This is a genomic window from Rhodococcus opacus B4, assembly GCF_000010805.1.
Taxonomy (GTDB): Bacteria; Actinomycetota; Actinomycetes; order Mycobacteriales; family Mycobacteriaceae; genus Rhodococcus_F; species Rhodococcus_F opacus_C.
This window is the reverse complement of sequence record NC_012522.1, coordinates 6,779,393-6,802,137: the sequence shown is the minus strand read 5'-3', so window position 1 is coordinate 6,802,137 and position 22,745 is coordinate 6,779,393. Positions and strand designations below refer to the sequence as shown.

The window sequence follows — 22,745 nt, the reverse complement described above, 5'->3', positions numbered from 1 at the left end:
CTTCACTCCCTCCTAGCGCTTGTTCTTGCCGGTACGGCGACGACGGACAATGAGCTTGTCGCTCGCCTTGTTCTTGCGGGTGCGGCCCTCGGGCTTGCCCCACGGGCTGACCGGGTGGCGACCACCGGACGTCTTACCCTCACCACCACCGTGCGGGTGGTCGACCGGGTTCATCACGACACCACGGACGGTCGGGCGCTTGCCCTTCCAGCGCATGCGGCCGGCCTTGCCCCAGTTGATGTTCGACTGTTCGGCGTTGCCGACCTCACCGATCGAGGCGCGGCAGCGAACGTCGACGCGACGGATTTCGCCGGACGGCATACGCAGGGTGGCGTAGGTGCCTTCCTTACCGAGCAGCTGGATGCTGGATCCGGCCGAGCGAGCCATCTTGGCGCCGCCACCCGGGCGGAGTTCCACCGCGTGGATGGTGGTACCCGTCGGGATGTTGCGCAGGGGCAGGTTGTTGCCGGGCTTGATGTCGGCGCCTGCACCGGACTCGACCGGTGCACCCTGGAACAGGCCCTTGGGGGCGATGATGTAGCGCTTCTCGCCGTCCGCGTAGTGCAGCAGGGCGATACGCGCGGTGCGGTTGGGGTCGTACTCGATGTGAGCGACCTTGGCCGGCACGCCGTCCTTGTCGTTGCGACGGAAATCGATCAGCCGGTAGGCGCGCTTGTGTCCGCCACCCTTGTGCCGGGTGGTGATACGACCGTGTGCGTTACGTCCACCGCGTCCGTGCAGCGGGCGAACCAGCGACTTCTCGGGGGTCGACCGAGTGATCTCGGCGAAGTCCGAGACGCTCGAGCCACGACGGCCCGGGGTTGTCGGCTTGTACTTACGGATTGCCATGAGTCTTCTCGTCCTCTATGTCTCGTCAAGTCCCGGCGCTTACGCGACCGGTCCTCCGAAGATCTCGATGGGCTTGCTGTCGGCCGAGAGGGTCACGAGCGCGCGCTTGGTGTCCTTGCGCTTGCCGTAACCGAAGCGGGTCCGCTTGCGCTTGCCCTGACGGTTGGCGGTGTTGACGCTGGTCACGGTGACGCCGAAGATCTTCTCGACGGCAATCTTGATCTGCGTCTTGTTCGAGTCCGGGTGCACCAGGAAGGTGTAGGTGCCTTCCTCGATCAGTCCGTAGGACTTCTCGGAGATGACCGGGGCGAGCAGGATGTCGCGGGGATCGGCGATGGTGCTCACTTGCCCTCCTCCTTGTTCTCTTCCTGGGCGGTCTCGGCGGGCCCGTGGATGAACGCGTTGAGCGCCTCGACGCTGAACACGACGTCATCGCTGTTGAGCACGTCGTAGGTGTTGAGCTGGTCGGGTGCGATGGGGTGCACGCCTTCCAGGTTCTGCACGCTCTTCCAGGCCGCGATGTCCGCGCGTCCGACGACGAGCAGGACCTTCTTGCGATCCGAGATCTCGCCGAGGAAGGTGCGGGCGGACTTCGTGGACGGAGTCTGACCGGCGACCAGTTCGGTGATCACGTGGATGCGCTCGTTACGGGCCCGGTCGGACAGGGCTCCGCGCAGGGCGGCGGCCTTCATCTTCTTGGGGGTCCGCTGGCTGTAGTCGCGCGGCTGCGGGCCGTGGACGGTGCCACCGCCTGCGAACTGCGGCGCACGGGTCGAGCCCTGACGAGCGCGGCCGGTGCCCTTCTGGCGGTACGGCTTCTTGCCACCGCCGCGAACCTCGCCGCGGGTCTTGGTGGCGTGGGTGCCCTGACGTGCAGCGGCGAGCTGCGCGACGACAACCTGGTGGAGAAGCGCGATGTTGGCAGGCGCGTCGAAGATCTCCGCGGGGAGTTCGACGGTGCCGTTGGTCTTGCCGCCGGCGACCTTGACGTCCAGCGTCAGCTTGGTCGTCGATGTCTCGGTGCTGGTCATGCTCGTGCACCACCCTTCACTGCACTCTTGACGATCACAAGGCCACCCTTGCGGCCGGGGATCGCACCCTTGATCAGCAGCAGGCCGTTCTCGGCGTCCACCTTGTGGACGGAGAGGTTCTGCGTCGTGATGCGGTCGCTACCCATGCGGCCGGACATGCGCATGCCCTTGAACACGCGGCCCGGAGTGGCGCAACCACCGATGGAACCGGGGCGGCGGTGAACGGCCTGCGCACCGTGCGATGCACCCTGGCCGGCGAAGCCGTGGCGCTTCATGGTTCCGGCGAAGCCCTTACCCTTGCTGGTTCCCGTGACGTCGACGTAGGCGCCGTCCTCGAAGACCTCGGCGGTAAGTTCCTGGCCGACCTCGTACTCCGAGGTGTCGGCAACGCGGAGCTCCACAACGTGGCGGCGCGGGGTGACGCCGGCCTTGGCGAACTGGCCGGAAGTCGGCTTGTTCACCTTGCGCGGGTCGATGGCGCCGAACGCGAGCTGCACGGCGCTGTAGCCGTCACGCTCTTCGGTACGAATCTGGGTCACGACGTTCGGCCCGGCCTTCACGACGGTGACCGGAACGACCCGGTTGTTCTCGTCGAAGACCTGGGTCATGCCGAGCTTGGTGCCCAGGATTCCCTTGATCTTGGTATCAGTCATTGTTTTTGTCTCCGCCGCGCTCACTGAATGTTGACGTCGACGCTGGCCGGAAGGTCGATGCGCATGAGCGCGTCAACCGTCTTGGGCGTCGGGTCGAGGATGTCGATAAGCCGCTTGTGAGTACGCATCTCGAAGTGCTCGCGCGAGTCCTTGTACTTGTGCGGCGAGCGGATGACGCAGTACACGTTCTTTTCGGTCGGCAACGGCACGGGTCCAACGACGCGGGCCCCGGTACGGGTCACCGTCTCGACGATCTTGCGCGCTGACGCGTCGATCGCCTCATGGTCGTAGGCCTTGAGCCTGATGCGGATCTTCTGTCCCGCCACGCTTAGTGTCCTTTTCTTGCCGCGTTTCGTAGTCCCACCCGAGTCGGGCCGAACTACCTCGTCTGCACAGTCCCTTACCTGGGCCGCAACTGTCCGAACGCTAGGCGACCGGGACACACCCGATCCGCTGCCGCTGTTCATCTGTCATGGTTCTCCGGTACACGCGGTCGGGCGTGTCGCCCTCCCACTCATTCTCCGACCCGCAACTTTTCAGCTTTTCGGGCCGGGAACGCGTACCGGATGCACTCGTTTCGAGTGCCAGTAGGTACTGCTTCCGTCTTGCATGTGGCCGCGAGCAGGTCATTCGATCTACACCGCGACGTTTCACCCCACCTGTTTCGGGCCGCAAACGATCGCGTCCCAGACAAGGCAACCCGACCAGTATGCCGTACCGGGCAGGAGAGATCAAACCGGGCTCGATCACTCTCGCCCGTCCCTGAACTTACTTTCAAGTAATATCGGGGCATGACACCCTCGAGCCCTACTTACGCCGCCTGGCAGAAGCTGCCCGACAATGCGCTCGGACACGCTCTGTTCTCCGTCGGCATGTGCGTCCGCGTCCCCTACTTCGGCTCGGTGCTCCCCCGCGTCGTCGAGATGCGACCGGGCCGTTGTGAAGTACGGGCACCGAAATGGTGGGGCGTCCGCAACCATCTGGGCACGTTCCATGCGATCGCCGCGTGCAACCTCGCCGAGGCCGCCATGGGCATGCTCTCCGAGGCGACCGTGCCGTCGACCCACCGGTGGATTCCGAAGTCGATGACCGTCGACTACCTCGCCAAGGCGAACGGGCCGCTCCGCGCCGTCGCGGAACTTTCGGAACTGCCGGACTTCGACGCGATCGCCGCGGGCACCGACGTGGTCGTGCCCGTGCGCATCCTCGACCGCCGGGGAGCCGAGGTGGTGCACGCCGACATCACGACGTGGGTCACCCCGCGATAGCGGAAGGTCACGGCCGGGAGCTCATGTCGAAGCTCACATTCGTCCACGGCGCGTCGGCCGCCGGACCGAATTGCGGTGTGCCACTTCTTCGGAACCGGAACCCCGGCGTACATCACGAGATCCGCCGGAACGTGACGCTCCCCGCCGTGGTCGCCGGGGTCGAAGTGGTACAGGTGTCCGGTAATGATCGCGTCGCCGTCCGCTCCCGTTACAGAAGTTTTCCGGGGGCGCGAGGGTGTTCGCCGGTCTGCCTTGATCGCCCTCCGCGCGTGACATACTCGAGGACATGCCTGCACCTGACACCGCCGTTCTTGTCGAGGGAATCGAGAAATCCTTCGGTGACGTAGCAGCGTTGCGGGGTGTCAGCTTCGAGGTGCCCCGCGGCACGGTCCTGGGCATCCTCGGCCCCAACGGCGCGGGGAAGACCACCACCGTCAACGTGCTGTCGACCCTGCTGCGCCCCGATGCGGGCCGCGCATTCGTCGCCGGACACGACGTGGTCGAGGAGGCCGCCGACGTCCGTCGCAGCATCATGATGACGGGCCAGTACGCCGCGCTGGACGAGTCCTTGACCGGGCGCGAGAATCTCGTGCTGTTCGGCCGGCTGATGGGCCTGCCCAAGGCGTCCGCGAAATCGCGCGCGGAGGACCTGCTGACACAGTTCGATCTGCTCGACGCGGGTGACCGGAAGGTGTCCGGGTATTCCGGCGGTATGCGCCGGCGCGTAGACATCGCCTGTGGCCTCGTGATCCGACCCGAGGTCGTGTTCCTCGACGAGCCGACCACCGGCCTCGACCCCCGCAGCCGCCAGGGCGTGTGGTCTCTCGTGTCCGCGCTCAAGGAGCAGGGCATCACGATCCTGCTGACGACGCAGTACCTCGAGGAGGCCGACCTCCTCAGCGACAACATCGTCGTGATCGACAAGGGCACCGTGATCGCCGAGGGCACGGCGGACGAGTTGAAGGCCCGGACCGGCGGAAGCTACTGCGAGGTCGTCCCGGTGAGCCTCGACGACCTGCCGCGCGTCCGGGAGATCCTCACCAGCCTGTGCCCGCCCGGCCGGGCCATCGAGGAAGGCACCGACCGGTTGTCGATTCCCGCCGAACACGGCGCCCAGACGCTCGCCGAGGTTCTGCGCCGACTCGACCTCGCCGGGGTCACACTCGCCGACATCGCCCTGCGGCGCCCGTCCCTCGACGACGTGTTCCTCTCACTCACCGGCCACGTCCGCGTCGACGAGAGCCTGCCGTCGTGACGGCGCCCGCCCAGCTCGGATTCGAGCGCACCCTCGAAGGCAAGCACCGGCGGCCGCATCCGTCGAGCATCCAGCAGTGGATTGCGCTGTCCCAGCGGAATCTGCACACGATGTGGGTGTTCGGGCAGTTCTTCATCGCGGTGTTCGCTCCCCTGATCTTCACGCTCGGCTTCTATCTGCCGCTGCGTCTGGTGATGAAGTTCCAGGGCATCGACTACGCACAGTTCGTCATGCCGATCATCGTCCTGCAGGCCATGGCGTTCACCGCGATCTCGGCGGCACACCGCGCGGCCACCGAGGCCTCGAACGGCATGAATTCCCGGTTCCAGACGATGCCGGTCAGGGCGGCGGTCCCGCTGACGGCGCGCATGACCGCGTGCCTGGTGCACTCGACTATCTCACTCGTCGCCGCGATCGGCTACGGATACGCGATCGGCTTCCGGTTCTCCGGCGGGCTCGGGCTGACCGCGGCGTTCTGCGGGCTGGCGATGCTGATCGGGTTCACGCTGACGACGGGCGCCGACGCGCTCGGCACCCTCACCCGCAGCCCCGAGGTCACCAGTCAGGCGCTGACGCTCCCCCAGCTGATCCTCGGCATGTTCTCCTCCGGTTTCGTTCCGGTGACGCAGTTCCCCGAGTGGGCGCAGGGATTCGTGCGTAATCAGCCCATCTCGCAGTTCTCCTCGTCCATGCGTGCCATGACGGATGGCACGATCACGTTCCACCAACTGACACCCACCCTGCTGTGGTGCGGCGGGCTGGCGCTGGTCTTCATTCCGTTGTCGATCTGGTCGAATGTGAGGCGCGGATGACCACCGAGTTCCGATCCGACACGCCGGCGACGGTGACGTTTCCCGAGGTGATCGAACCCCACGCGGAGAACTCCCTCGCCGCGCTGTTCTCGCACAGCCTGTTGCAGACCGGGCGCCTTCTGCTCCGCTGGGCCCGGGACCCCTACACGATGCTGCAGGCGATCGTGTACCCGTCGTTGATGCTGCTGATGTTCTGGGCGGTGCTCGGGATCTCGATCACCAAGGCCACCGGCGTGAACAGTGTCTTCGGGACCGTTCCGATGATCACGCTCGTCGGCGCGATGTTCGGTTCCATCGCAGGTGGTCTGTCGCTGAAGAAGGAATGGGCGGACGGGCTCCTGAGTCGCTTCTGGGTGCTGCCCGTGCACCGCGCGTCGGGCCTGCTCAGCCGCCTCATGGCCGAATCCGTGCGGATCGTGCTCACCACCGTGCTGATCATCGCAGTCGGCTTCGCCATCGGATTCCGGTTCAACCAGGGCATTCTCGCCGGCATCGCCCTGATGTTGCTGCCGCTGCTGTTCGGGGTGAGTTTCGCGACGATGGTGACGGCCCTCGCGGTCAACGCGGCGAAGGCTCCGCTCGTCGAGCTCCTGTCGCTGCTGTGCACTCTGCTGTTGTTCTTCAACTCCGGATTCGTGCCCACCGGCGCCTATCCCACCTGGCTTCAGCCGTTCGTGGAGAACCAGCCGATGTCCTGCGCGATCGACGCGATGAAGGGACTGTCGATGGGTGGTCCGGTCGCGGAACCTCTGCTGAAGACGATCGCGTGGTCGGTCGGCGGCCTGCTGATCTTCACCTACCCCGCGGTGCGCGGTTACCGCCGGGCCGCGGGCAATCCGGCGTAGCAACCGTTCTCAGCGCGGGGTGTGCCCCGTCAGCGGGGGTTCGATGACCAGCGGATCGTCCGCGGCGGGCGGGCCGTAGACACCGCCGTTCCTGGTTGCGTTCTCCTGACCGAGGTCGTCTGGTCGAGGGACGTTCACGGCGCCGCGCTGCTCGAGGTATTGCTGCGACTGGCAGGTCCAGTCCAGGGCGGGCGTGCTCGGTTCCGCGTCGGTCACCAGACGGCGTGGGGCGTCGTACACACACATCGGTCCCTGCGTTCCGACGAGGAGCAGGTCGGCGAGGCCGCCCTTCTCGATCGACGCGATCTTCGGCAGTGCGCCGGGCATGATGGTCAGGCCGTGCTCCAGGGAGGGAGTCCGGTCACCGATGATCCCGGTGGGGAGAACCAGATTCGCCATCAGGGCGCCCAGGGAGTCGCGGTTTCCCGACAGCAGCGCGTCGAGGCTCGCCATCGTCTGCGGCGAGCGTCCGAGCAGGTCGACGAGCGCGGAGTCGTGGGCACGCAACTGTTCGAGCACGCTGCGAGCGGTCCTCGCCGATTCGGGGAGCGCCGCGGTGAGGTCGTCCACCGTGTCCAGGAGCGGCAGGCCCTCGTTCACGATGGTCGACAGTGCGTCGGTGCGGGTTTCGAGGGTCCGGGCGATCTCGGCGGAGCCGTCGAGCATGTTCTGCAGGTCGGGTCCCGTGCCCCCGAAGGCGGTGCCGAACGTGTCCGCGAGCGAGGACAGTGCGGTGACGTCCATCGAGTTCACCAGGTCGGTCGTCTGGACGAGCGTTGCGTCGAGCGATCGCGGAATTCCCTCCGGCGGGACCTCGATGAGGTCCCCGTCCACGAGGTACGGCGGATCCGCGCTGCCGGGCATGATGTCGAGCGCCTGGATGCCGATGGCGTTCTCGGTGGTGATCTTCGCGGTCGACCCGGCGGGCACCTGTGTGCCGGGATGCAGTTCGATGCCCAGGACGATGCCCGTCCCCGCCTCGTTCACGTCGACGGAGCTGATCTTTCCCACACCGACTCCGCGGTAGTTGACGGATGCTCCCTGCGCGAGACCGGCGGCGTGGTCGAGCCGGGCGGTCAGATGAATGGGGTTTCCGAACGTGTCCGGGCCGGTGACGTACCGCAGCCCGAACAGGATCGCGGCGACCGAGATGACGAGGAACAGCACCAGCTGCGCCACGACGTGGCGTGTCATCATCGGACGCCTCCGCCGAGAACCTCGGGAAGCGTGCGGGCTTCGGGCACCTCGAGCGGAGCCGAGCCGGTGAGCAACTTCGCGATGACGGCGGTGACGTCGAACGTTCCGTCGAAAGTCGTGTAGTCACCGGGTGTGGCCGCGGCGAATCCGCCGAGGAACGTCGCCACCGAGTTCAGGGTGGGGGCGAGTTCCGACTCGAAGCCGTCGAGGGCGGCGAGCACGGTCCCGGCGTCGTCGATCTCGGTCGACAGTGCCGATCCGGCGCTGCCGAGGACGTGTTCCGCCTCACGGCTGAGCCGGGACGCCTCCCCCATCAGCGCGGTGATCTGATCTCGTTGCGACACCAGGAGATCCACCACCGGGGCCAGGTCGGTCATCGCCCGGTCGAGGACCGGTTGACCGGCGGCGAGTTCCGCGGCGAAGGCGTTGGACGCCACCATTGCCCGGTCGAGTTCGTCCCGGTGGTCGTCGACGACGCCCAGCGTGTCGTTCAGCATGTCCACCAGTTCCCGGATCTTGCCGGAGCGGCCGGTGAAGGCGACCGTCAATTCGTTCATGATGGCGTGTATCTGGTCGATGCCGCTGCCGTTGAGCACCGTGGCCAGGGCCGCCAGCCCGCTCTCGATGTCGGGGCCGCGCGACGTCTGCTCGAGCGGGAGCACGTCGCCCTCGCTCATCGGTGCGCCCGCCGCATCCGCGACGTCGAGTCGGATGAAGGGATTGCCGAGGGCCGTGGGCAATTCGATGCGCGCCGTCGCGTCCCGCGGAATCGGGACGTCGTCGCGGATCCGCATCTCGACCTCTGCGGTGAAGTCCCGGGTCGACACGTCCGCGACGCGGCCCACCACCTCCTGACCCACCCGGACCTCGGCGCCGGGCACGACGCGATCGACCCCGTCGAACTGTGCGGTGATCTCGTAGGACGGACCGTCCGGTGAGCGGCCGACCGACAGTTCCTGCAGGCTCAGCGAACAACCGGCGGCGGGCAGGGTCGCGCCGACGATCAGCGCCGCCGTCAGCGACGTCGTTCTCGTGCGGATCGTCATCGTCCTCCGACCATGAGTTCGCGCAGCCCGAACGGGTCGGACATGCTGGGCGGAAATTGAATCGGGTTCGTGATTCCCGCACCCCGGCAGAGGATCGGATCCACCACCGCGCAGAGCGGGGACGTCGGCTCGGCCTGCGCGAGGTTGGTGGAGATGTTCAACCGGATGCGGGCACGCTGGTCGGGAGTGACCGCGCGCTGGATGTTGTCGATCAGCAACGGCACCAGGTCCATGATCTCGGCGAGGTCGGTGTCGTGTCTCTGCAGCACCTCGCTCACCCCTGCCAGATCGTCGATGCCGGCGGCGATGTCGCCGCCCCGGGCGGACACGAGGTGGTCGATCTGATTCAGCAAGGCGGACAGCTGGCTCACCGTGTCGCCGATCGCGAACTGCTGCCCGGCGAATTCGTCTCCGATCGCGGTGAGTGAACCGGCGAGGGAGTCGACCTGCGCCTGACGCGCCGAGATCGTGTCGACCAGTATTGCGAGGTTGTCGACGAGCGCTCCGACATCGGCGCTGTTGCCCGCGATCACCGAACTCGCCTGCGACAGCGTGCGGATGGCGTCGTTCATCGCGGGACCGAGCCCGTCCGTGGACGCCGCCGCGGCCGAGATCGCGGCGCCGGCGTCGCCGCCGTCGGGGCCGAGAGTCTTGACGACGGTGTCGACGCTGTCCATCAGCTGGTCCCAGGTGATGGGCGAATGACTGCGTTCGGGAGGAATGGTCTGCCCGCTCTCCAGCACCGGACCGCCGGTGTACGCGGGACCGAGTTCGACGAAACGCTCCCCGATCGCGGAGGACACCAGCACGTACGCGTGCGCGTCGGCGGGCAGCACGACGTCGGACGCGATCGACATCGTGACCATCACCGTCGCGCCCCGCGGTTCGACGGACTCGACGGTGCCGACGGGCACGCCGAGCACGGTCACCTCGGTGCCGGGGAACACGCCGTTGACGTAGGCGAATTCGGAGTGGACCACGGTGGAGGACGTGCGGAAGATCAGCAGCCACCCGGCCACGACGAGCGCCACCACGAGCGCGAGCACGCCGCCGATCCCGACGATCCGGCGTGCGGTGCCCGCGTTCACGAGCACCCCGTGATCAGTCCGACAACGCAGAGCAGATTGTCGGCGATCACGGCCGACGGCGCCGACACGTCGGCCCAGTCGCCGTTTCCGGTCGCGTTGACGAGCGCCCTCGCGGCCGGTGCGCCCGTGGTGAGCAGTGCGTCGAGGTTGGCGAGGTTCGCGTCGAGTCGATCCGTCACCTGCCGGGCGTTCGCGAGCAGTGAGTCGAGTTCGGCGGTGTTCTCGCCCAGGAACTGGGACGCCTGCGCGATCAGGGCCTGCAGATCGTCGACCATCCGGCGGATGGCCTCACGCCGGGTGGCGAGCGTGGTCATCACGACGTCGGCGTTGCCGAGCAGGGTGGTGAGCTGATCCTGCTGACCGACCAGCACGTCGGTGAGGGTTCGCGAGCTGTCGAGCAGCTGGGTGACCTGATCCGCGTTCTTCGCCAGGATCGCCGACGCCGCACTGACCCCCGACAGCGCCTCCCGATTGAGGGTCGCGTCCTGTGGCACCGTGTCCGTCACGACGGTGAGCATCTTCTGCAGTCCGCCGAGGTCGAGCTCGTCCGCCGTCTCGATCGCGGACGAGCCGATGTCGTCGAGCGAGTACGGAACGCTGGTGCGGCTCAGGGGAATCACCCCGTCGCCGCCCAGGTCGCCCGGCCCCGACGGTGAGACGTCCAGGTACCGCTTGCCGAGGATGGTCGACAGCTTGACGCCCGCGGACGTCGTCGACCCGAGGTGACGCGCGCCGTCGAGCCGGAAGTGCACGACCACGTGATCGCCCGCCAGGTCCACCGCGGTCACCCGGCCTGCGGGCACCCCGGCGACATACACGTAGTCGGAATCGGTCAGGCCCGCGGCGTTCGCGAGTTCGGCGGTGTAGCCGTCGGTTCGGACACTGAAGCTCACCCGCGGAATCACGAGAACCAGCGCCAGCGCCAGCGTCGCGGCGAGAATTCCCACGATTCCGACGATCAGCGGGTTGACGGGCCGTACCCGCTGGTTTCCGGCCAGCGAGTCCCACACGTCGCGCACCCTGTCGGTGACACTCATCGGCAGTACCTCGAATGCAGGTCGGGACCGAGCGCGCCTTCGCGACCGTCGACGTTGACGATGAAGGTGCACAGGTAGATGTTGAGCCAGGAACCGTAGGAGCCCGAACGGTCGACGGAGGAGAAGAATTGCGGCATGGCCACCATCAGGTGATCGAATTCCGGATCGGCACCCACCATCGCCCCCGTCAGCGATTCGAGCCGGTTCACCGTGCGTCCGAGTTCCGGGACCCGCCCGTCCACGATCTGCAGCGCCGAGCGGCTCACCGCCGCACTCTGATCGAGGGTGTCCATGAGAACCTCGTTGTTCTCGGCGAGCATTCCGGTGAACTGGGTGAGGCTGTCGACGAGGTGGGACAGTTCCGGACCGCGGGCCGCCGCCGTTCCCACCACGACCTCGAGGTGTGTGATGAGATCACCGATCAGCTGATCGTGATTCGCCAGGTTGCCGGTGACGTCCGCCACCCTGCGCAGCAGCGTTTCCATGCTCGTCTTCCGGCCGTCGAACACGGCGACGACCTCGGTGGCGAGTTCGTTGACCTGCTTCGGGTCGATCGCGTCGAACAGCGGCTTGAATCCGTTGAAGAGACTGGTGAGATCGAGTGCGGGCGATGTCCGGTCGAGCGGAATCGTGTCGCCCTCCGCGAGCGTGCCCGCGTCCCCCGACGGGCCCGCCGCGAGATCGAGATACCGGATCCCGAGCAGGTCGCCGTATCGGATCGCGACGGTCGTGTCGGCGGGCAGTGCCTGATCGCGCTGCACCTCGAAGTTCACGAGGGCGGTGGCGCTTCCGGCGTCACCGTCGACGATGTCGACCGAAGCCACCCGTCCCACCCGCACACCGGCGATGGTGACGTCGCTGCCGGGAGTCACCCCCTGGGCGTCGGTGAACAACGCCTTGTACCCGACGGTCGGTCCCTCGACCGGCACCCGCAGTGTGTTCACCACGAGGACCGCGGAGAGAATCCCGAAGACGGCGAAGACCGCCAGTTTGATTGCCGAGTTCCGGACGCTCACCCTCCGCCACCGCCCCCGCAGTTCGGTCCGTTCAGGCCGAGGTACCGCGGGCAGTCGGACGCGGTGTAGGGCCGCGGGTTCGACAGGTCGGCGGCGACCCGCACCGCGAACTTGCCGGTGGAGAAGACGGCGGCGCCGGCGTCACCGAACGGGCCCGCCTCGTCGAGAGTCGCCCGCAGCAGGTCGGACTTGCTGGCCATGGTGCCCAGGGTCGGCGAGACATTGAGCGCCACCGCGATCATGTTGTCCGCATTCTGCTCCAGGACGTCGCCGGTGTTCCTCGACACGACCAGGGAGGCGGCGAGGAAACCGGTGAAGCTGTCGGTGTTCTCGACGAGGGTGTTCGACAGCGACACGGCCGCGTCCATGGTCGCGAGGACGTCGGGTGCGGCCGTGGCCAGCTGTTCGCTGATCCGTGCGATCTGCGGCGCGCGCTCCGCGATGGAGTCGACGAGAGGCCCGGTCGACTGCGCCACCGTGTGGAGGCTGTCGATGGTGTGCCCCAATTGCTCACCGCGCCCGCGTAATGCGTCGGCGACGGCGCTGAGCGCGGCCTGCATCTGTTCGGGTCTCACCCGGGACACCAGGTCGTAGACCTTCGAGTACAGGTCGTACATCTGGACGGTCTCGGCCGACGTGTCGGGTTGCAGCCGGGCACCGGCTTCGAGCCGCGCACCGCCGGTTCCCGCGGTGGACACCAACTCGACGGTCTGGTCGCCGAACAACGTGCGGGGCACCACCCGCACCCGGACGGACGCCGGGATGTGCTGCATCTGTTCGGGGCGGAGACCGATGTCCATGCCCGTCTCGTCCTGTCCGGGGTCGACGCTCGACACGGTGCCGACGGTCGCGCCCCTGTACGACACCGTGGTGTGCGCCTTCACCACACCGGCGTTCGCCGGAAGCGTCGCCGTGACCACGGGGTCGGTGACGATCGCACCGGTGCCGAACCCGACCAGCAGCGCCGATCCGAGCGCTAGGACCGCCGCTCCGATCACACCCCGCACCGCGAGGGCTACGTTGCCCGGACCTCCCGGGCGGCCGCGCATCACGGCAACCCCAGAGCGGGGGCGGACGGGACGAGGCCCCACAGCGCGAGGGTCAGCAGCAGGTCGACGATGCCGATGGCGAGAATGCTGGTGCGCAGCGCGCGCCCGGCCGCCCGGCCGACGCCCTCGGGCCCGCCGTACGCGTGGTACCCGTACGAGCAGTGCACCAGGGCGATGATCGTCGCGAACACGACCGCCTTCACGAACGAGTACGCGACGTCGGTGGGCGTGAGCATGAGATGGAAGTAGTAGTCGTAGGTTCCGGCCGACTGCCCACTGAACGTGACGATCACCAGGCGCGAGGCCAGATAGGACGACAGCAGCCCCACGACGTACAGCGGCACCACGCAGATCAGGCACGAGACCAGCCGGGTGCTCGCGAGGAACGGCAGCGACGGGATCGCCATCGCGTCCAGCGCGCTGATCTCCTCCGAGATCCGCATGGCGCCGAGCTGTGCGGTGAACCCGGTCCCGACCTTCGCGGCGAGCGCAATGCTGGCGATCACGGGCGCGAGTTCGCGGGTGTTGAGGATCGCGGACAGAAGCCCGGACAACGACCCCATCCCGAGCAGGTCCAGTCCGCGCAGCCCCTCGATACCCACCTGCGTCGCCGCGACCGCGGACATCGCGAAGACGACTCCGATCGCTCCGCCGCCTGCGAGCAGCGTCGCACCACCGAAACTGATGTCGCCGATCTGCCGCATGATGTGCCGCCAGTACTTCACGACCGCGAGCGGAACTCCGGCGATCACGCTGCCGTAGAACGTGAATTCCCGGCCCAGCCCCGTCATCAGCCCGAGGGGCTGACGGACCCTGGCCCGCACCCAGTGCGCTGCGGGCCATCGGGTACTCACGACCATCAGTAACCACCTACCGGGACGACGAGAACGGAATAGAGCTGACTGAGCACGGTGTTGACGATGAACACGAGGATGAAGGCCAGCACCACGGCCTCGTTGACGGCGTCGGCGACGCCGCTGGGCCCGCCCTTCGCGTGCAGGCCCTTGAAACTGGCGACGAGCGCCGACGTCACCGCGAACGCCATCGACTTGACGAGGGCGACCACGAAGTCCGACAGCCGCGTGTACTGGGACAGTGCCGCGAGAAAGCTTCCCGCCGAACTGTTCTGGACGACCACCTGGAACAGGAAGCACGCCGACACGCCGACGGCGGTGACCATGGCGCACAGTGCGACGCCGACGATCACGGCCGCGAGCACTCGCGGAACCACGAGCCGCTCGATCACGTCGAGTCCGAGGACTTCCATGGCCTCGACCTCTTCGCGGATCGTGCGCGAGCCGAGGTCCGCGCAGATCGCGGACCCGCCGACCCCGGCCAGCATCAGCGCACAGACCAGCGCGGACGCCTGCCCGACGATCACGAACCCGACGACCGCCCCCGTGTACCCCTCGGCGCCGAGCTGACCGGCGAGACTGCCGATCGTCACGGCGATGAGGACTCCGATGGGGATCATCAGCAGCAGGGCCGGCGCCGACGTGACCGAGGCGATCCGCCAGGCCTGGTCCAGCAGTTCCCGCCAGGCCAGTTTGCGCCGCACCACCACTCGTACGGCGGCCACCGCGGTCGCGATCGAGAACCCGATCAGGGCACCGACTTCGTTGGCGAAATGGCTGACGGGCCCTCTGGCGGGTGGCAGTTGGAATGTCACGCTGGGTCAGACGACCGCGACGTCGGGTGCGCCGTGGGCTTTTCGAAGCTCACCCTTGACCACCTTGCCGCTGGCGTTCCGCGGGAGGGCGTCGACGACGACGATGTCTTTCGGATGCTTGTAACGGGCCAGCTTGTCGTCGAGCCACGCGGCGAGTTCGTCGACCGTCAGATCATCTCCGTCGTCGTCGAGCGCCACGATCGCGACGGGCACCTCGGTCCACTTCGGGTGCGGCCGGCCGACCACGGCGGCCTCCCGGATCCTCGGATGCCCGAACAGGACGTTCTCCACCTCGGCGCAGTAGATGTTCTCGCCGCCGGAGATGATCATGTCCTTCTTGCGATCCACCACGTAGACGAAGCCTTCCTCGTCCTGCCGCACCAGGTCGCCCGAGTGGAACCACCCGCCGGCGAACGCGTCCGCCGTCGCGGCCGGGTTCTGCCAGTAGCCCTGCATCATGGTCGGGCCGCGGTACACGATCTCGCCGACCGTGCCGGGTGCGACGTCGTTCATCTCGTCGTCGACGATCCGCGTCTGGATGGTCGGGACGGGCTTGCCCACCGAGCCCAGCTTGCGGATCGCGTCGTCGCCGTCGAGCACGCACGTGATCGGGGACATCTCGGTCTGCCCGAACACGGCCACGACGAGAGCCTTCGGGAAAGTCGCCGCCATGGCGCGCAGGACGGTGTCCGATGCGGGTGCGGCGCCCCAGCTGATGACGCGGAGGGCCAGGTCGCGGCCCGCGGCGGTGGGATCGGCGCAGACGGCCTGCCACTGCACCGGAACGAGGAAGACCGTGGTGATGCGCTCGCGCTCCCACACGTCGAGCATCTCGGTGGGGTCGAACGCCTTGAGGGGGTGGATCACTGTCGTGGCGCCGAGCATCAGCATCGGGGCCACCGAACCGAGGGCGGCGACGTGGAACACGGGGGATGCGAGGAACCCGACGTCGTCGCCCCTGTCGTAGCGCATCGCCCGAATGCAGGTGATGGACTGCCCGACCATGTTCGAGTGCGACAGCACCGCACCCTTGGGTGTGCCGGTCGTGCCGGAGGTGTAGAGGATGAGCGACGGCGTGTCCTCCGGCAGGTCGACGGGTGCGAAGGCGGGACCGTCTTCCGCGACGAGGTCCTCGTAGCCGAGGACGTCGGCCTCGGTCTCCGCTCCCATGACGATCGCGAGGCCGAGATCGGGAACATCCTGTCGCACAGCGGAGACGAGGGGCGCGAGCGCGGGCTCGGTGAAGACGGCACGTGCGCCCGAGTCCCGAGCGATGAAGGCGACCTCGGGCGGTGTGAGCCGGAAGTTGACCGGAACCGCGATCGCGCCCAGCGCGTTGATCGCGAGCACCGCCTCGAAGAACTCGGTGCGGTTGAGCGTGAGCAGCAGGACGCGGTCGCCGAAGTTCACCCCGCGCCGCGACAGCGCCGCCGCGAGAGCCTGCGAGCGCTCGTGCAGTTCGCGCCACGACGTGCTCTGCCCGAGATGGCGGAACGCGGGATGGTCGGGCTTCGTCTGCGCATGGGTGGCAACCCAGTTGTTCCAGTGGTTGCGGCGGGATTGCAGTGGCTGCGTGAGCGGCTCGCTACGTGATGACATGTGGTGGTCCCTTCGCTGTACTCGCGTTCGCCCCTCGGGCCCCGCGCGGAGGCTGTGACGAGTATTACAGATGTCGACGTCGATCGGAACAGTCTTGTTAACCGCAATTCGCATCAGCTCCGGAAGTTCGGAGCACGTTTCGTGAGCATGGCCGTGACCCCTTCGGCGAAGTCCGGAGACCGGAGCAATTCGGTCTGGCCGGCCTTCTCGCGCCCCAGCGCCCGGTCCAATTCCGTCAGCGTGGCCTCCGTGAGTGCCCGCTTGGTCAGTGCGACGGCCCGCCTCGGGCCGCGCGCCAGCCTCGCGGCGACGGCATCGACGTGGGCCGCGAGGTCGTCGGCCGCGAGCACACCGGCGATCAGCCCCTCCCCCGCCGCCCGATCGGCGGGCAGCCGTTCGCCGAGCAACGCCATCCGAGTGGCCCGCGCCCTGCCGATCGAGGCTGCGATCAACGCACTGGACCCGCCGTCGGGCATGAGGCCGACGTCGACGAACGCGAAGAGCAGATACGCGTCGTCGGCGGCGTACGTCAGGTCCGCCGCCAGGGCAATGGAGGCCCCGACACCGACGGCCGCGCCGCGCACCTGCGCGATCACCGGGACCGGAAGGTCGACGATCGCGCGGATCACGCGATTGGCCGAATCCATCACCACCTCCGGCGGCGCCTCCCGGTCGGCCGCAGTGGCCGCCGCCGCGAGATCCGCGCCGGTGCAGAATGCCGCGCCCGCACCCGAGAGGACGACGACACGGACGGCCGGATCCGCCGCGGCGCCGGTGAGCACGTCGCCGAGTGCGGCCATGTGAGCCAGATCGAGCGCATTCATCCGGTCGGGCCGGTCGATCGTGATCCGGAGGATCCCGCCGTCCACCACCACTCGCAGACCGCCTGCTGCGACGGCGGGGATGGTCGACAGTTGCCGTGGTGAACTCATGAAGCCAGCTACCTCCGAGGGAATCGACCGGCGAGGCCGAGGAAGGGCGCGGCGATGGAGAGACACCATCAGCCGAACGCGAATTTCTGTTAACTTAAGGGCCCAGTTCGATGCGTGTCAATACCTCTCGGAACACATTTCGCACTGTCTTGCTGGCAGTTCATCGAGACGCCGGGCGAACACCCCACCTCGAGAGGGCCAGCCGGGGGTCGTCGGCGCGGGAGTCTCGGTTAAGATGACTGACAGAGAAGCCGGCAGACGACTGCCCACTACTGGAGGTGACCGTGGCCCGGACCAGCACGGCGGCCGGTGCCGCCACCGACCGGCCGATCCGCCGCCGCCCCAAGAATCGCAAGGCCCAGATCGCGAACGTCGCAGCCGAAGCATTCAGCGAGCGGGGCTACCATGCGGTCGGTGTCGACGAAATCGCCGCCACCATCGGCATTTCCGGCCCCGCCCTGTACCGGCACTATCCCAACAAGTACGCCCTGCTCGTCCACGCGGCGACGACGACGGCCGACCTGCTCCAGGCAACGGCGGACGGCGCACTCGGCGGCGTCGCCGAACTCGAACCCGGCGACCGCCTCGAACACCTGATCGCCGCGCTCGTCGCCAACAGCATCGAGAACCGCAAGGTCGCCGGGCTCTACCGCTGGGAGGGCCGGTACCTCGAGGCCGAGGACCGTAAGCGGATTCGTGCCGTCTTCGTCCACGTCACCCAGTGTGTGGCCGCGCCGCTGCGCGAGATTCGCCCCGAACTCACCGCCGTCGACGCGACGACGCTGGGGGCGTCGACGCTGAGCGTGCTGGGCAGCATCAGCGCACACCGGACCACCCTCGCCACCCGCAGACTCGACACACTCCTGAAGTCGGCGTGCGGGTCGATCCTGAACGCGACGCTTCCGCCCGCCGTCCCGAACGCGGGCGGGGGCGCCGGCACCGGTCCGGTCCGGGGACTGGCCGTGACGTCCAAGCGCGAACTGCTGATCAACGAGGCCGTCAAGATCTTCGACCGGCACGGCTACCACGATTCGAGCATCGAGGAGATCGGCGCCGCCGCCGGCATCAACGCCTCGAGCGTGTACCGCCACTTCCCCAGCAAGGCAGACCTTCTGGCGGCGGTGTTCTACCGAGCGTCCGACCGGCTGGCCGTGGCCACGTCGGCGGCGCTGGCCACCGCCACCGACCCCGAGGACGCCCTCCGCAAGCTCGCCGAGTCGTACCTGGAACTGTCGTTCGGGAACCCGGAAGTGCTGTCGGTCTACTTCGCGGAGATCGGGAACCTCCCGAAGAACGAGCGGACGAATCTCCGTAACGTGCAGCGCCTGCACGTCGAGGAATGGGTCCACCTGGTGACCGCCGTGCGGCCCGAACTCTCGGCGCCGGAGGCGCGGTTCCTGGTGCACGCGGCGCTGGGACTGGTTCTCGACATCGGCCGACTCGTCCACTTCGACACCCGCGAGGAGTCGCGCGCCCGTCTCCACACCCTGATGACGGCCGTACTTTTGGGACATTGAGCCCGCGGGCTCCTGGAATACTGAGGTCGCGCCGTGCCCCCGGACGGTTCGCCCGGGGGCAGGAAACATCAGGCGGCGCGGCGACGACCCCTGCGCTGACGATCGTTGTCCGCTCCCAGGTCCCGGGGGCGGTAGCCCACCGGGTATCCGGGGTAAGTGCGGTTGCGCGGATCGCGTGCGGCCTTCGACTCGCGGCGTGGCGGCAGGAGGCGCACGAACCGGGCCCGGACCCGCAGCGCACGGCGGGACGCGTTCTGCAACCAGTGCGGGGCGGCGGGAAATCCGAACGCCGCCAGCATCATCGGGTCGAGTAGGGCGTAGACGCCCTGCGCGACGAGCGGCCGCAGTGGCGCCGGAAACCACGAACAGAACAGCGTGAGCGTGTAGGTGCCGACCCGGTGGTTGTCCTCGGTGTACCGGAAGTGCTTCCGCTCGTACTCGGCCTTGAACCGATAGAAGTCCTCGAACGACTCGGGGATGTTCCTGATTCCCATGCGAATTCCCACCTGACGGTAGAAGTGGAAGCACGCGAGCCGCTCGTTCGGGGTGAGCCGCCGCCACCCGAAGCGGTCGATCCAGTCGATCGGCTCGTAGATGAAGGTGGTCAGCACGTACAGCATGTCGTCGTTGTCGATGTCGTACTTGCCGTGCATGCGGTTCACGACACGCAGCGACTCGATGCCGCGTTCGGAATCGTAGCCGTGTTCGACGAGTTCGGCCATCAGCAGCGCGGTGTCGTCGTATCGCTTCTGCGGCCGCTTCTCGAACTCACCGGTGCGCTGCAGCAGTTCCGAAATCGTGGGGACGCAATACGTTCGGAACAACGCAAACTCGAGCGACCGCTGGTAGTCCCACGGATATTCGTAGCCTGCCGTGATGCGGTGGATCTCCTCGTGGTCCCGGACCGGGTCGAGTTCCTCGATCCGGCGCTGCCAGCCGTGCCTGCCCCGCGGAACCCCACCCGGCGCGCCGGTGCGGGTGCGCGTGGTCTTCGTCAGCATGTGGTGCCCTCCCGTGATCAGCGTCCGTGTCGGTTCTTCAGCATCCAGGCGGAAATCTTCATGTCCCGCGACTTGCGCTGCATGGTCAGCAGATTCAGTGGCGCCGCGAACTTCTGCCGGGCGATGGACTTGACCCGGCTGAACTCCCGCAGCCCGTCCGCTCCGTGTATGCGGCCGAAGCCCGAGTCCCCGACACCGCCGAACGGCAACGCCGCGACACCGGCGAATCCGAGCACCGAGCCGATCGTCACGACGCCGGCCCTGAGCTTCTCGGCAGCCTGCATCGCCTTGGTCGCGTCCTTGGTGAAGATGGACGCGCCGAGACCGAACGTGGTGCCGTTGGCCCGCGTGACCGCCTCGTCGAGGCTCGCGACCTTGTTGACGACCACGGTGGGGCCGAACGTCTCCTCGCGGATCGCGGTGCTGTCCTCGGGAACGCCGGTCAGCACGATGGGTCCGACGTACCCGTCCGCGATGGAGTCGAGTCCGCCGACCACCGCGGATCCGCCCTTGTCGAGCGCGTCCTGGACGTGGCTGCGGACCACGTCGGACTGGCTTGTCATCGTCATGGGGCCGTACGCCGCGTTCCGCGGACCCGGGCGCAGGACCTTCGACTTCTCCGCGACCAGCCGGACGAACTCGTCGTAGACGGAGTCGACGACGTAGATGCGCTCGACGCCCGCGCACGTCTGTCCGGCGTTGCCCATCGCCCCGAACACGGCGAAACCGGCCGCCTCGTCCAGGTTCGCGTCGGCGTCGACGAGCATCGCGTCCTTGCCGCCCGCCTCGACGACCAGCGGGGTGAGCGTGTCGGCGCAGGCGGCCATGACGCGTTTGCCGGTGGCGGCGGACCCGGTGAAGGCGATCTTGTCGACGCCGGCGGAGACGAGCGCGGAACCCGTCGATCCGTCTCCGGTGACCACCTGCAGGACAGGCTGATTGGGAATGAGCGCCGCCCACTTGCCGGCGAGCCACACCGCGACCCCGGGGGTCAGTTCACTGGGCTTGAAGACGACGGTGTTGCCCGCGGCGAGCGCGTAGGAGATGGAGCCCATCGGCGTGTAGACCGGATAGTTCCACGGCCCGATCACGCCGACCACACCCATCGGCTCGTACCCGACACTGCTGGCCTGGTTCGCACTGACCAGACCGGAGGGCACCTTGCGCCGCTTCAGGACCTTGCCCGCGTTCTTCGCGGCCCAGTCGAGATGCTCGATCGCGAGCATCACCTCGAGAAGCGCGTCGTCGTACGGCTTGCCGGTCTCGGCGGCGACGAGGGCGGCGAGTTGCTCGCCGTCCCGTGCGATCGACTTCTTCCAGTCGAGGAGCCACTGCTTGCGGCCGTCGAAGCCGAGAGCGTTCCACCACTGCGCGGCCGATCGGGCCGCGTCGACGGCGGCGCGCACCTCCCGCTCCCCCTGGATCGGGTACTCGGCCAGCACCGTGCCGTCGCGCGGGTCCACGGACGCGAACGTCTTCGGCGCCGGCTCCGTCGGGGCCACGGGCTGCGCGCCTGCCGTCGGCTCGGTCGTCTCCGCCTGCTGGGGCATGGTCGATATCCTCCCTCGAGATCACATCAAATATATGTGATGTGATGTAATGTAGTGGACATCACAGTATGCGGCCGACCCCATCGCGGCAAGCCCCACACAGTCACCCCCGGCCGGCCCGTTCGCCGGCCGGAATCACCCACGAGGAGTTCCCCGGACATGAGCGTCGAATTCACCAGTGAACAGAAGGACTTCGCGGCGGCGATCGCCGATTTCTGCAAGCGCGAGAGCGGCACCCGCGAGCAACGCGACAGGCTGACGAATCACGGCGAGCACAACCACAATCAGGACCTCTACGAGAAGATGGCGAAGCTGGGCTGGCTGGGCATCACCATCCCCGAGGAGTACGACGGCTCCGCAGCGAGCCACGTCGACATGTGCATCCTGCTCGAGGAAGCCGCCAAGGGCATGGCACCCATCGGCGGGATCGGGCCCACCCTGATCACGGGCGGCGCCTACGCGAAGTTCGGAACCGACGCGCAGAAGGATGTCGTGCTGCGCGGCATCGTGGCAGGCCGGTCGCAGTCCATCTCGATGTCCGAGCCGGAGGCCGGTTCCGACGTCGGCAACCTCAGCACCCGCGCCGAGAAGACCGCCGACGGCTGGGTGATCAACGGCCAGAAGACGTGGTGCTCCAACGCGCACTTCTGCGACAACATCCTGCTCGTGGCCCGCACCGGGCGCGGCGACGGCAAACACGAAGGCCTCACGATGTTCCACGTTCCCGCGGATACCACCGGACTGAAGATCAGCGGCATCGACACGATGGGCGGCAAGGAGGTCAACGACCTCTACTTCACCGACTGCGTCCTACCCGAGGACGCGGTGGTGGGCGAGGTCGGCAACGGCTGGCGCCAGCTGATGACCGGACTGAACTTCGAACGCCTCATCCTCGCCGCCATGATGCTCGGCACGGCGCAGCGCGCGTTCGCCGACACCCTCGATTTCGTCACCCAGCGCAAGCAGTTCGGGCGACCCGTCGGATCGTTCCAGGCGCTGCGACACCGCATCGCCGATCTCGCGACGGAGATCGAATGCTGCAAACTGCTCGTGTACAGCGTCGCCAAGGACGTCGACGCGAACCCCGGCAAGATGCTGGCCCGTGAAGCGTCGATGGCCAAGCTGAAGGTCACGGAGACGGCGAAGAAGGTCGCGCTCGAGGGAATGCAGATGATGGGCGGGTACGGCTACGCCACCGAGTTCGACATGGAGAAGCACGTCCGCTCCACCATCGTCTCGAGCATCTACGGCGGTACCAACGAGATTCAGCGGGACATCATCGGCAAGACCTACGGCTTGTAAACATCCACTGCGGTTTATGCTGGTTTGCC

Annotated in this window: 23 protein-coding genes; 6 read left to right on the top strand and 17 right to left on the bottom strand. The window is 67.5% G+C overall.

All coding sequences use genetic code 11. The annotated features are described in order from the left end of the window. Window positions 1-12: 12 nt before the first annotated feature. The 5 genes from rplB to rpsJ are packed head-to-tail and all read right to left on the bottom strand — an operon-like array spanning window position 13 to window position 2,859. Complete coding sequence (gene rplB / locus ROP_RS30730) at window positions 13-849, bottom strand: 50S ribosomal protein L2 (RefSeq protein WP_015889918.1); 837 nt, start codon at window positions 847-849, stop codon at window positions 13-15. Window positions 850-888: 39 nt separating this feature from the next. Then, the gene (gene rplW / locus ROP_RS30725; protein ID WP_005239632.1) at window positions 889-1,194 is read right to left on the bottom strand and encodes a 50S ribosomal protein L23; all 306 of its coding nucleotides are present in this window, start codon (window positions 1,192-1,194) and stop codon (window positions 889-891) included. Continuing rightward, window positions 1,191-1,880, bottom strand: a complete 690-nt coding sequence (gene rplD, locus ROP_RS30720) for a 50S ribosomal protein L4 (protein ID WP_015889917.1) — start codon at window positions 1,878-1,880, stop codon at window positions 1,191-1,193. Before rplD ends, rplW begins: the two co-directional genes overlap by 4 nt. Further along, window positions 1,877-2,533, bottom strand: a complete 657-nt coding sequence (rplC, locus tag ROP_RS30715; RefSeq protein ID WP_009479366.1) for a 50S ribosomal protein L3 — start codon at window positions 2,531-2,533, stop codon at window positions 1,877-1,879. Before rplC ends, rplD begins: the two co-directional genes overlap by 4 nt. A gap of 20 nt (window positions 2,534-2,553) precedes the next feature. Then, window positions 2,554-2,859 carry a 30S ribosomal protein S10 gene (gene rpsJ / locus ROP_RS30710; RefSeq protein ID WP_003938093.1) on the bottom strand — a complete coding sequence of 102 codons (306 nt, stop codon included), beginning with the start codon at window positions 2,857-2,859 and terminating at the stop codon, window positions 2,554-2,556. A 465-nt stretch (window positions 2,860-3,324) separates the two neighbouring features. Between rpsJ and ROP_RS30705 the strand changes: the two genes are divergently transcribed. The 4 genes from ROP_RS30705 to ROP_RS30690 all read left to right on the top strand — a co-directional run bounded on the left by ROP_RS30705 (window position 3,325) and on the right by ROP_RS30690 (window position 6,713). Continuing rightward, entirely contained in the window at window positions 3,325-3,801 is a 477-nt protein-coding gene (locus ROP_RS30705; protein ID WP_015889916.1) for a hotdog fold domain-containing protein, read from the top strand. A gap of 286 nt (window positions 3,802-4,087) precedes the next feature. Then, window positions 4,088-5,056 (top strand): ATP-binding cassette domain-containing protein, encoded by a 969-nt coding sequence (locus tag ROP_RS30700; protein WP_015889915.1) that lies wholly within the window; start codon window positions 4,088-4,090, stop codon window positions 5,054-5,056. Next, complete coding sequence (locus ROP_RS30695; protein WP_015889914.1) at window positions 5,053-5,868, top strand: ABC transporter permease; 816 nt, start codon at window positions 5,053-5,055, stop codon at window positions 5,866-5,868. The genes ROP_RS30700 and ROP_RS30695 overlap by 4 nt, the downstream gene beginning before the upstream one ends. After that, a complete protein-coding gene (locus tag ROP_RS30690; protein WP_015889913.1) occupies window positions 5,865-6,713 on the top strand; it encodes an ABC transporter permease in 849 nt (282 codons plus the stop codon). Before ROP_RS30695 ends, ROP_RS30690 begins: the two co-directional genes overlap by 4 nt. Before the next feature lie 9 nt (window positions 6,714-6,722). Here ROP_RS30690 and ROP_RS30685 read toward each other — a convergent pair whose 3' ends face one another. The 10 genes from ROP_RS30685 to ROP_RS30640 form a co-directional block, all read right to left on the bottom strand. After that, the gene (locus ROP_RS30685) at window positions 6,723-7,910 is read right to left on the bottom strand and encodes an MlaD family protein (RefSeq protein ID WP_015889912.1); all 1,188 of its coding nucleotides are present in this window, start codon (window positions 7,908-7,910) and stop codon (window positions 6,723-6,725) included. Continuing rightward, the gene (locus tag ROP_RS30680; protein WP_015889911.1) at window positions 7,907-8,956 is read right to left on the bottom strand and encodes an MCE family protein; all 1,050 of its coding nucleotides are present in this window, start codon (window positions 8,954-8,956) and stop codon (window positions 7,907-7,909) included. The genes ROP_RS30685 and ROP_RS30680 overlap by 4 nt, the downstream gene beginning before the upstream one ends. Beyond that, entirely contained in the window at window positions 8,953-10,044 is a 1,092-nt protein-coding gene (locus ROP_RS30675) for an MCE family protein (protein WP_015889910.1), read from the bottom strand. The genes ROP_RS30680 and ROP_RS30675 overlap by 4 nt, the downstream gene beginning before the upstream one ends. Then, on the bottom strand, window positions 10,041-11,081 hold the full coding sequence (locus ROP_RS30670; protein WP_015889909.1) for an MCE family protein: 1,041 nt from the start codon (window positions 11,079-11,081) through the stop codon (window positions 10,041-10,043). The genes ROP_RS30675 and ROP_RS30670 overlap by 4 nt, the downstream gene beginning before the upstream one ends. After that, a complete protein-coding gene (locus tag ROP_RS30665; RefSeq protein WP_015889908.1) occupies window positions 11,078-12,097 on the bottom strand; it encodes an MCE family protein in 1,020 nt (339 codons plus the stop codon). Before ROP_RS30665 ends, ROP_RS30670 begins: the two co-directional genes overlap by 4 nt. Continuing rightward, complete coding sequence (locus ROP_RS30660) at window positions 12,094-13,146, bottom strand: MCE family protein (protein WP_015889907.1); 1,053 nt, start codon at window positions 13,144-13,146, stop codon at window positions 12,094-12,096. Before ROP_RS30660 ends, ROP_RS30665 begins: the two co-directional genes overlap by 4 nt. Then, window positions 13,146-14,006, bottom strand: a complete 861-nt coding sequence (locus tag ROP_RS30655; protein WP_015889906.1) for an MlaE family ABC transporter permease — start codon at window positions 14,004-14,006, stop codon at window positions 13,146-13,148. The genes ROP_RS30660 and ROP_RS30655 overlap by 1 nt, the downstream gene beginning before the upstream one ends. After that, window positions 14,006-14,815 carry an MlaE family ABC transporter permease gene (locus tag ROP_RS30650; protein ID WP_015889905.1) on the bottom strand — a complete coding sequence of 270 codons (810 nt, stop codon included), beginning with the start codon at window positions 14,813-14,815 and terminating at the stop codon, window positions 14,006-14,008. Before ROP_RS30650 ends, ROP_RS30655 begins: the two co-directional genes overlap by 1 nt. A gap of 6 nt (window positions 14,816-14,821) precedes the next feature. After that, complete coding sequence (gene fadD5, locus ROP_RS30645) at window positions 14,822-16,414, bottom strand: fatty-acid--CoA ligase FadD5 (protein ID WP_015889904.1); 1,593 nt, start codon at window positions 16,412-16,414, stop codon at window positions 14,822-14,824. Between the two features lie 113 nt (window positions 16,415-16,527). After that, on the bottom strand, window positions 16,528-17,346 hold the full coding sequence (locus ROP_RS30640) for an enoyl-CoA hydratase (RefSeq protein ID WP_015889903.1): 819 nt from the start codon (window positions 17,344-17,346) through the stop codon (window positions 16,528-16,530). A gap of 278 nt (window positions 17,347-17,624) precedes the next feature. On the opposite strand from ROP_RS30640, the gene ROP_RS30635 reads away from it, so the two are divergent. Beyond that, window positions 17,625-18,863: a TetR/AcrR family transcriptional regulator gene (locus ROP_RS30635; RefSeq protein ID WP_043825632.1), complete on the top strand. Its 1,239-nt coding sequence runs from the start codon at window positions 17,625-17,627 to the stop codon at window positions 18,861-18,863. A gap of 68 nt (window positions 18,864-18,931) precedes the next feature. On the opposite strand, the gene ROP_RS30630 is transcribed toward ROP_RS30635, so the two are convergent. After that, complete coding sequence (locus ROP_RS30630; protein ID WP_015889901.1) at window positions 18,932-19,864, bottom strand: oxygenase MpaB family protein; 933 nt, start codon at window positions 19,862-19,864, stop codon at window positions 18,932-18,934. A gap of 17 nt (window positions 19,865-19,881) precedes the next feature. Continuing rightward, on the bottom strand, window positions 19,882-21,414 hold the full coding sequence (locus tag ROP_RS30625; protein WP_015889900.1) for an aldehyde dehydrogenase family protein: 1,533 nt from the start codon (window positions 21,412-21,414) through the stop codon (window positions 19,882-19,884). A 159-nt stretch (window positions 21,415-21,573) separates the two neighbouring features. Between ROP_RS30625 and ROP_RS30620 the strand changes: the two genes are divergently transcribed. Next, on the top strand, window positions 21,574-22,716 hold the full coding sequence (locus ROP_RS30620; RefSeq protein WP_015889899.1) for an acyl-CoA dehydrogenase family protein: 1,143 nt from the start codon (window positions 21,574-21,576) through the stop codon (window positions 22,714-22,716). Window positions 22,717-22,745: the final 29 nt, after the last annotated feature.

Bases quoted from the DNA above. Each gene is read 5' to 3' on its own strand.
- ROP_RS30660 (WP_015889907.1), bottom strand. From the start codon at position 13,146: ATGCGCGGCCGCCCGGGAGGTCCGGGCAACGTAGCCCTCGCGGTGCGG.
- rplB (WP_015889918.1), bottom strand. From the start codon at position 849: ATGGCAATCCGTAAGTACAAGCCGACAACCCCGGGCCGTCGTGGCTCG.
- ROP_RS30625 (WP_015889900.1), bottom strand. From the start codon at position 21,414: ATGCCCCAGCAGGCGGAGACGACCGAGCCGACGGCAGGCGCGCAGCCC.
- ROP_RS30670 (WP_015889909.1), bottom strand. From the start codon at position 11,081: ATGAGTGTCACCGACAGGGTGCGCGACGTGTGGGACTCGCTGGCCGGA.
- ROP_RS30640 (WP_015889903.1), bottom strand. From the start codon at position 17,346: ATGAGTTCACCACGGCAACTGTCGACCATCCCCGCCGTCGCAGCAGGC.
- ROP_RS30705 (WP_015889916.1), top strand. From the start codon at position 3,325: ATGACACCCTCGAGCCCTACTTACGCCGCCTGGCAGAAGCTGCCCGAC.
- ROP_RS30700 (WP_015889915.1), top strand. From the start codon at position 4,088: ATGCCTGCACCTGACACCGCCGTTCTTGTCGAGGGAATCGAGAAATCC.
- ROP_RS30620 (WP_015889899.1), top strand. From the start codon at position 21,574: ATGAGCGTCGAATTCACCAGTGAACAGAAGGACTTCGCGGCGGCGATC.
- rplC (WP_009479366.1), bottom strand. From the start codon at position 2,533: ATGACTGATACCAAGATCAAGGGAATCCTGGGCACCAAGCTCGGCATG.
- fadD5 (WP_015889904.1), bottom strand. From the start codon at position 16,414: ATGTCATCACGTAGCGAGCCGCTCACGCAGCCACTGCAATCCCGCCGC.
- ROP_RS30655 (WP_015889906.1), bottom strand. From the start codon at position 14,006: ATGGTCGTGAGTACCCGATGGCCCGCAGCGCACTGGGTGCGGGCCAGG.
- ROP_RS30680 (WP_015889911.1), bottom strand. From the start codon at position 8,956: ATGACGATCCGCACGAGAACGACGTCGCTGACGGCGGCGCTGATCGTC.
- ROP_RS30630 (WP_015889901.1), bottom strand. From the start codon at position 19,864: ATGCTGACGAAGACCACGCGCACCCGCACCGGCGCGCCGGGTGGGGTT.
- ROP_RS30685 (WP_015889912.1), bottom strand. From the start codon at position 7,910: ATGATGACACGCCACGTCGTGGCGCAGCTGGTGCTGTTCCTCGTCATC.
- rplD (WP_015889917.1), bottom strand. From the start codon at position 1,880: ATGACCAGCACCGAGACATCGACGACCAAGCTGACGCTGGACGTCAAG.
- ROP_RS30690 (WP_015889913.1), top strand. From the start codon at position 5,865: ATGACCACCGAGTTCCGATCCGACACGCCGGCGACGGTGACGTTTCCC.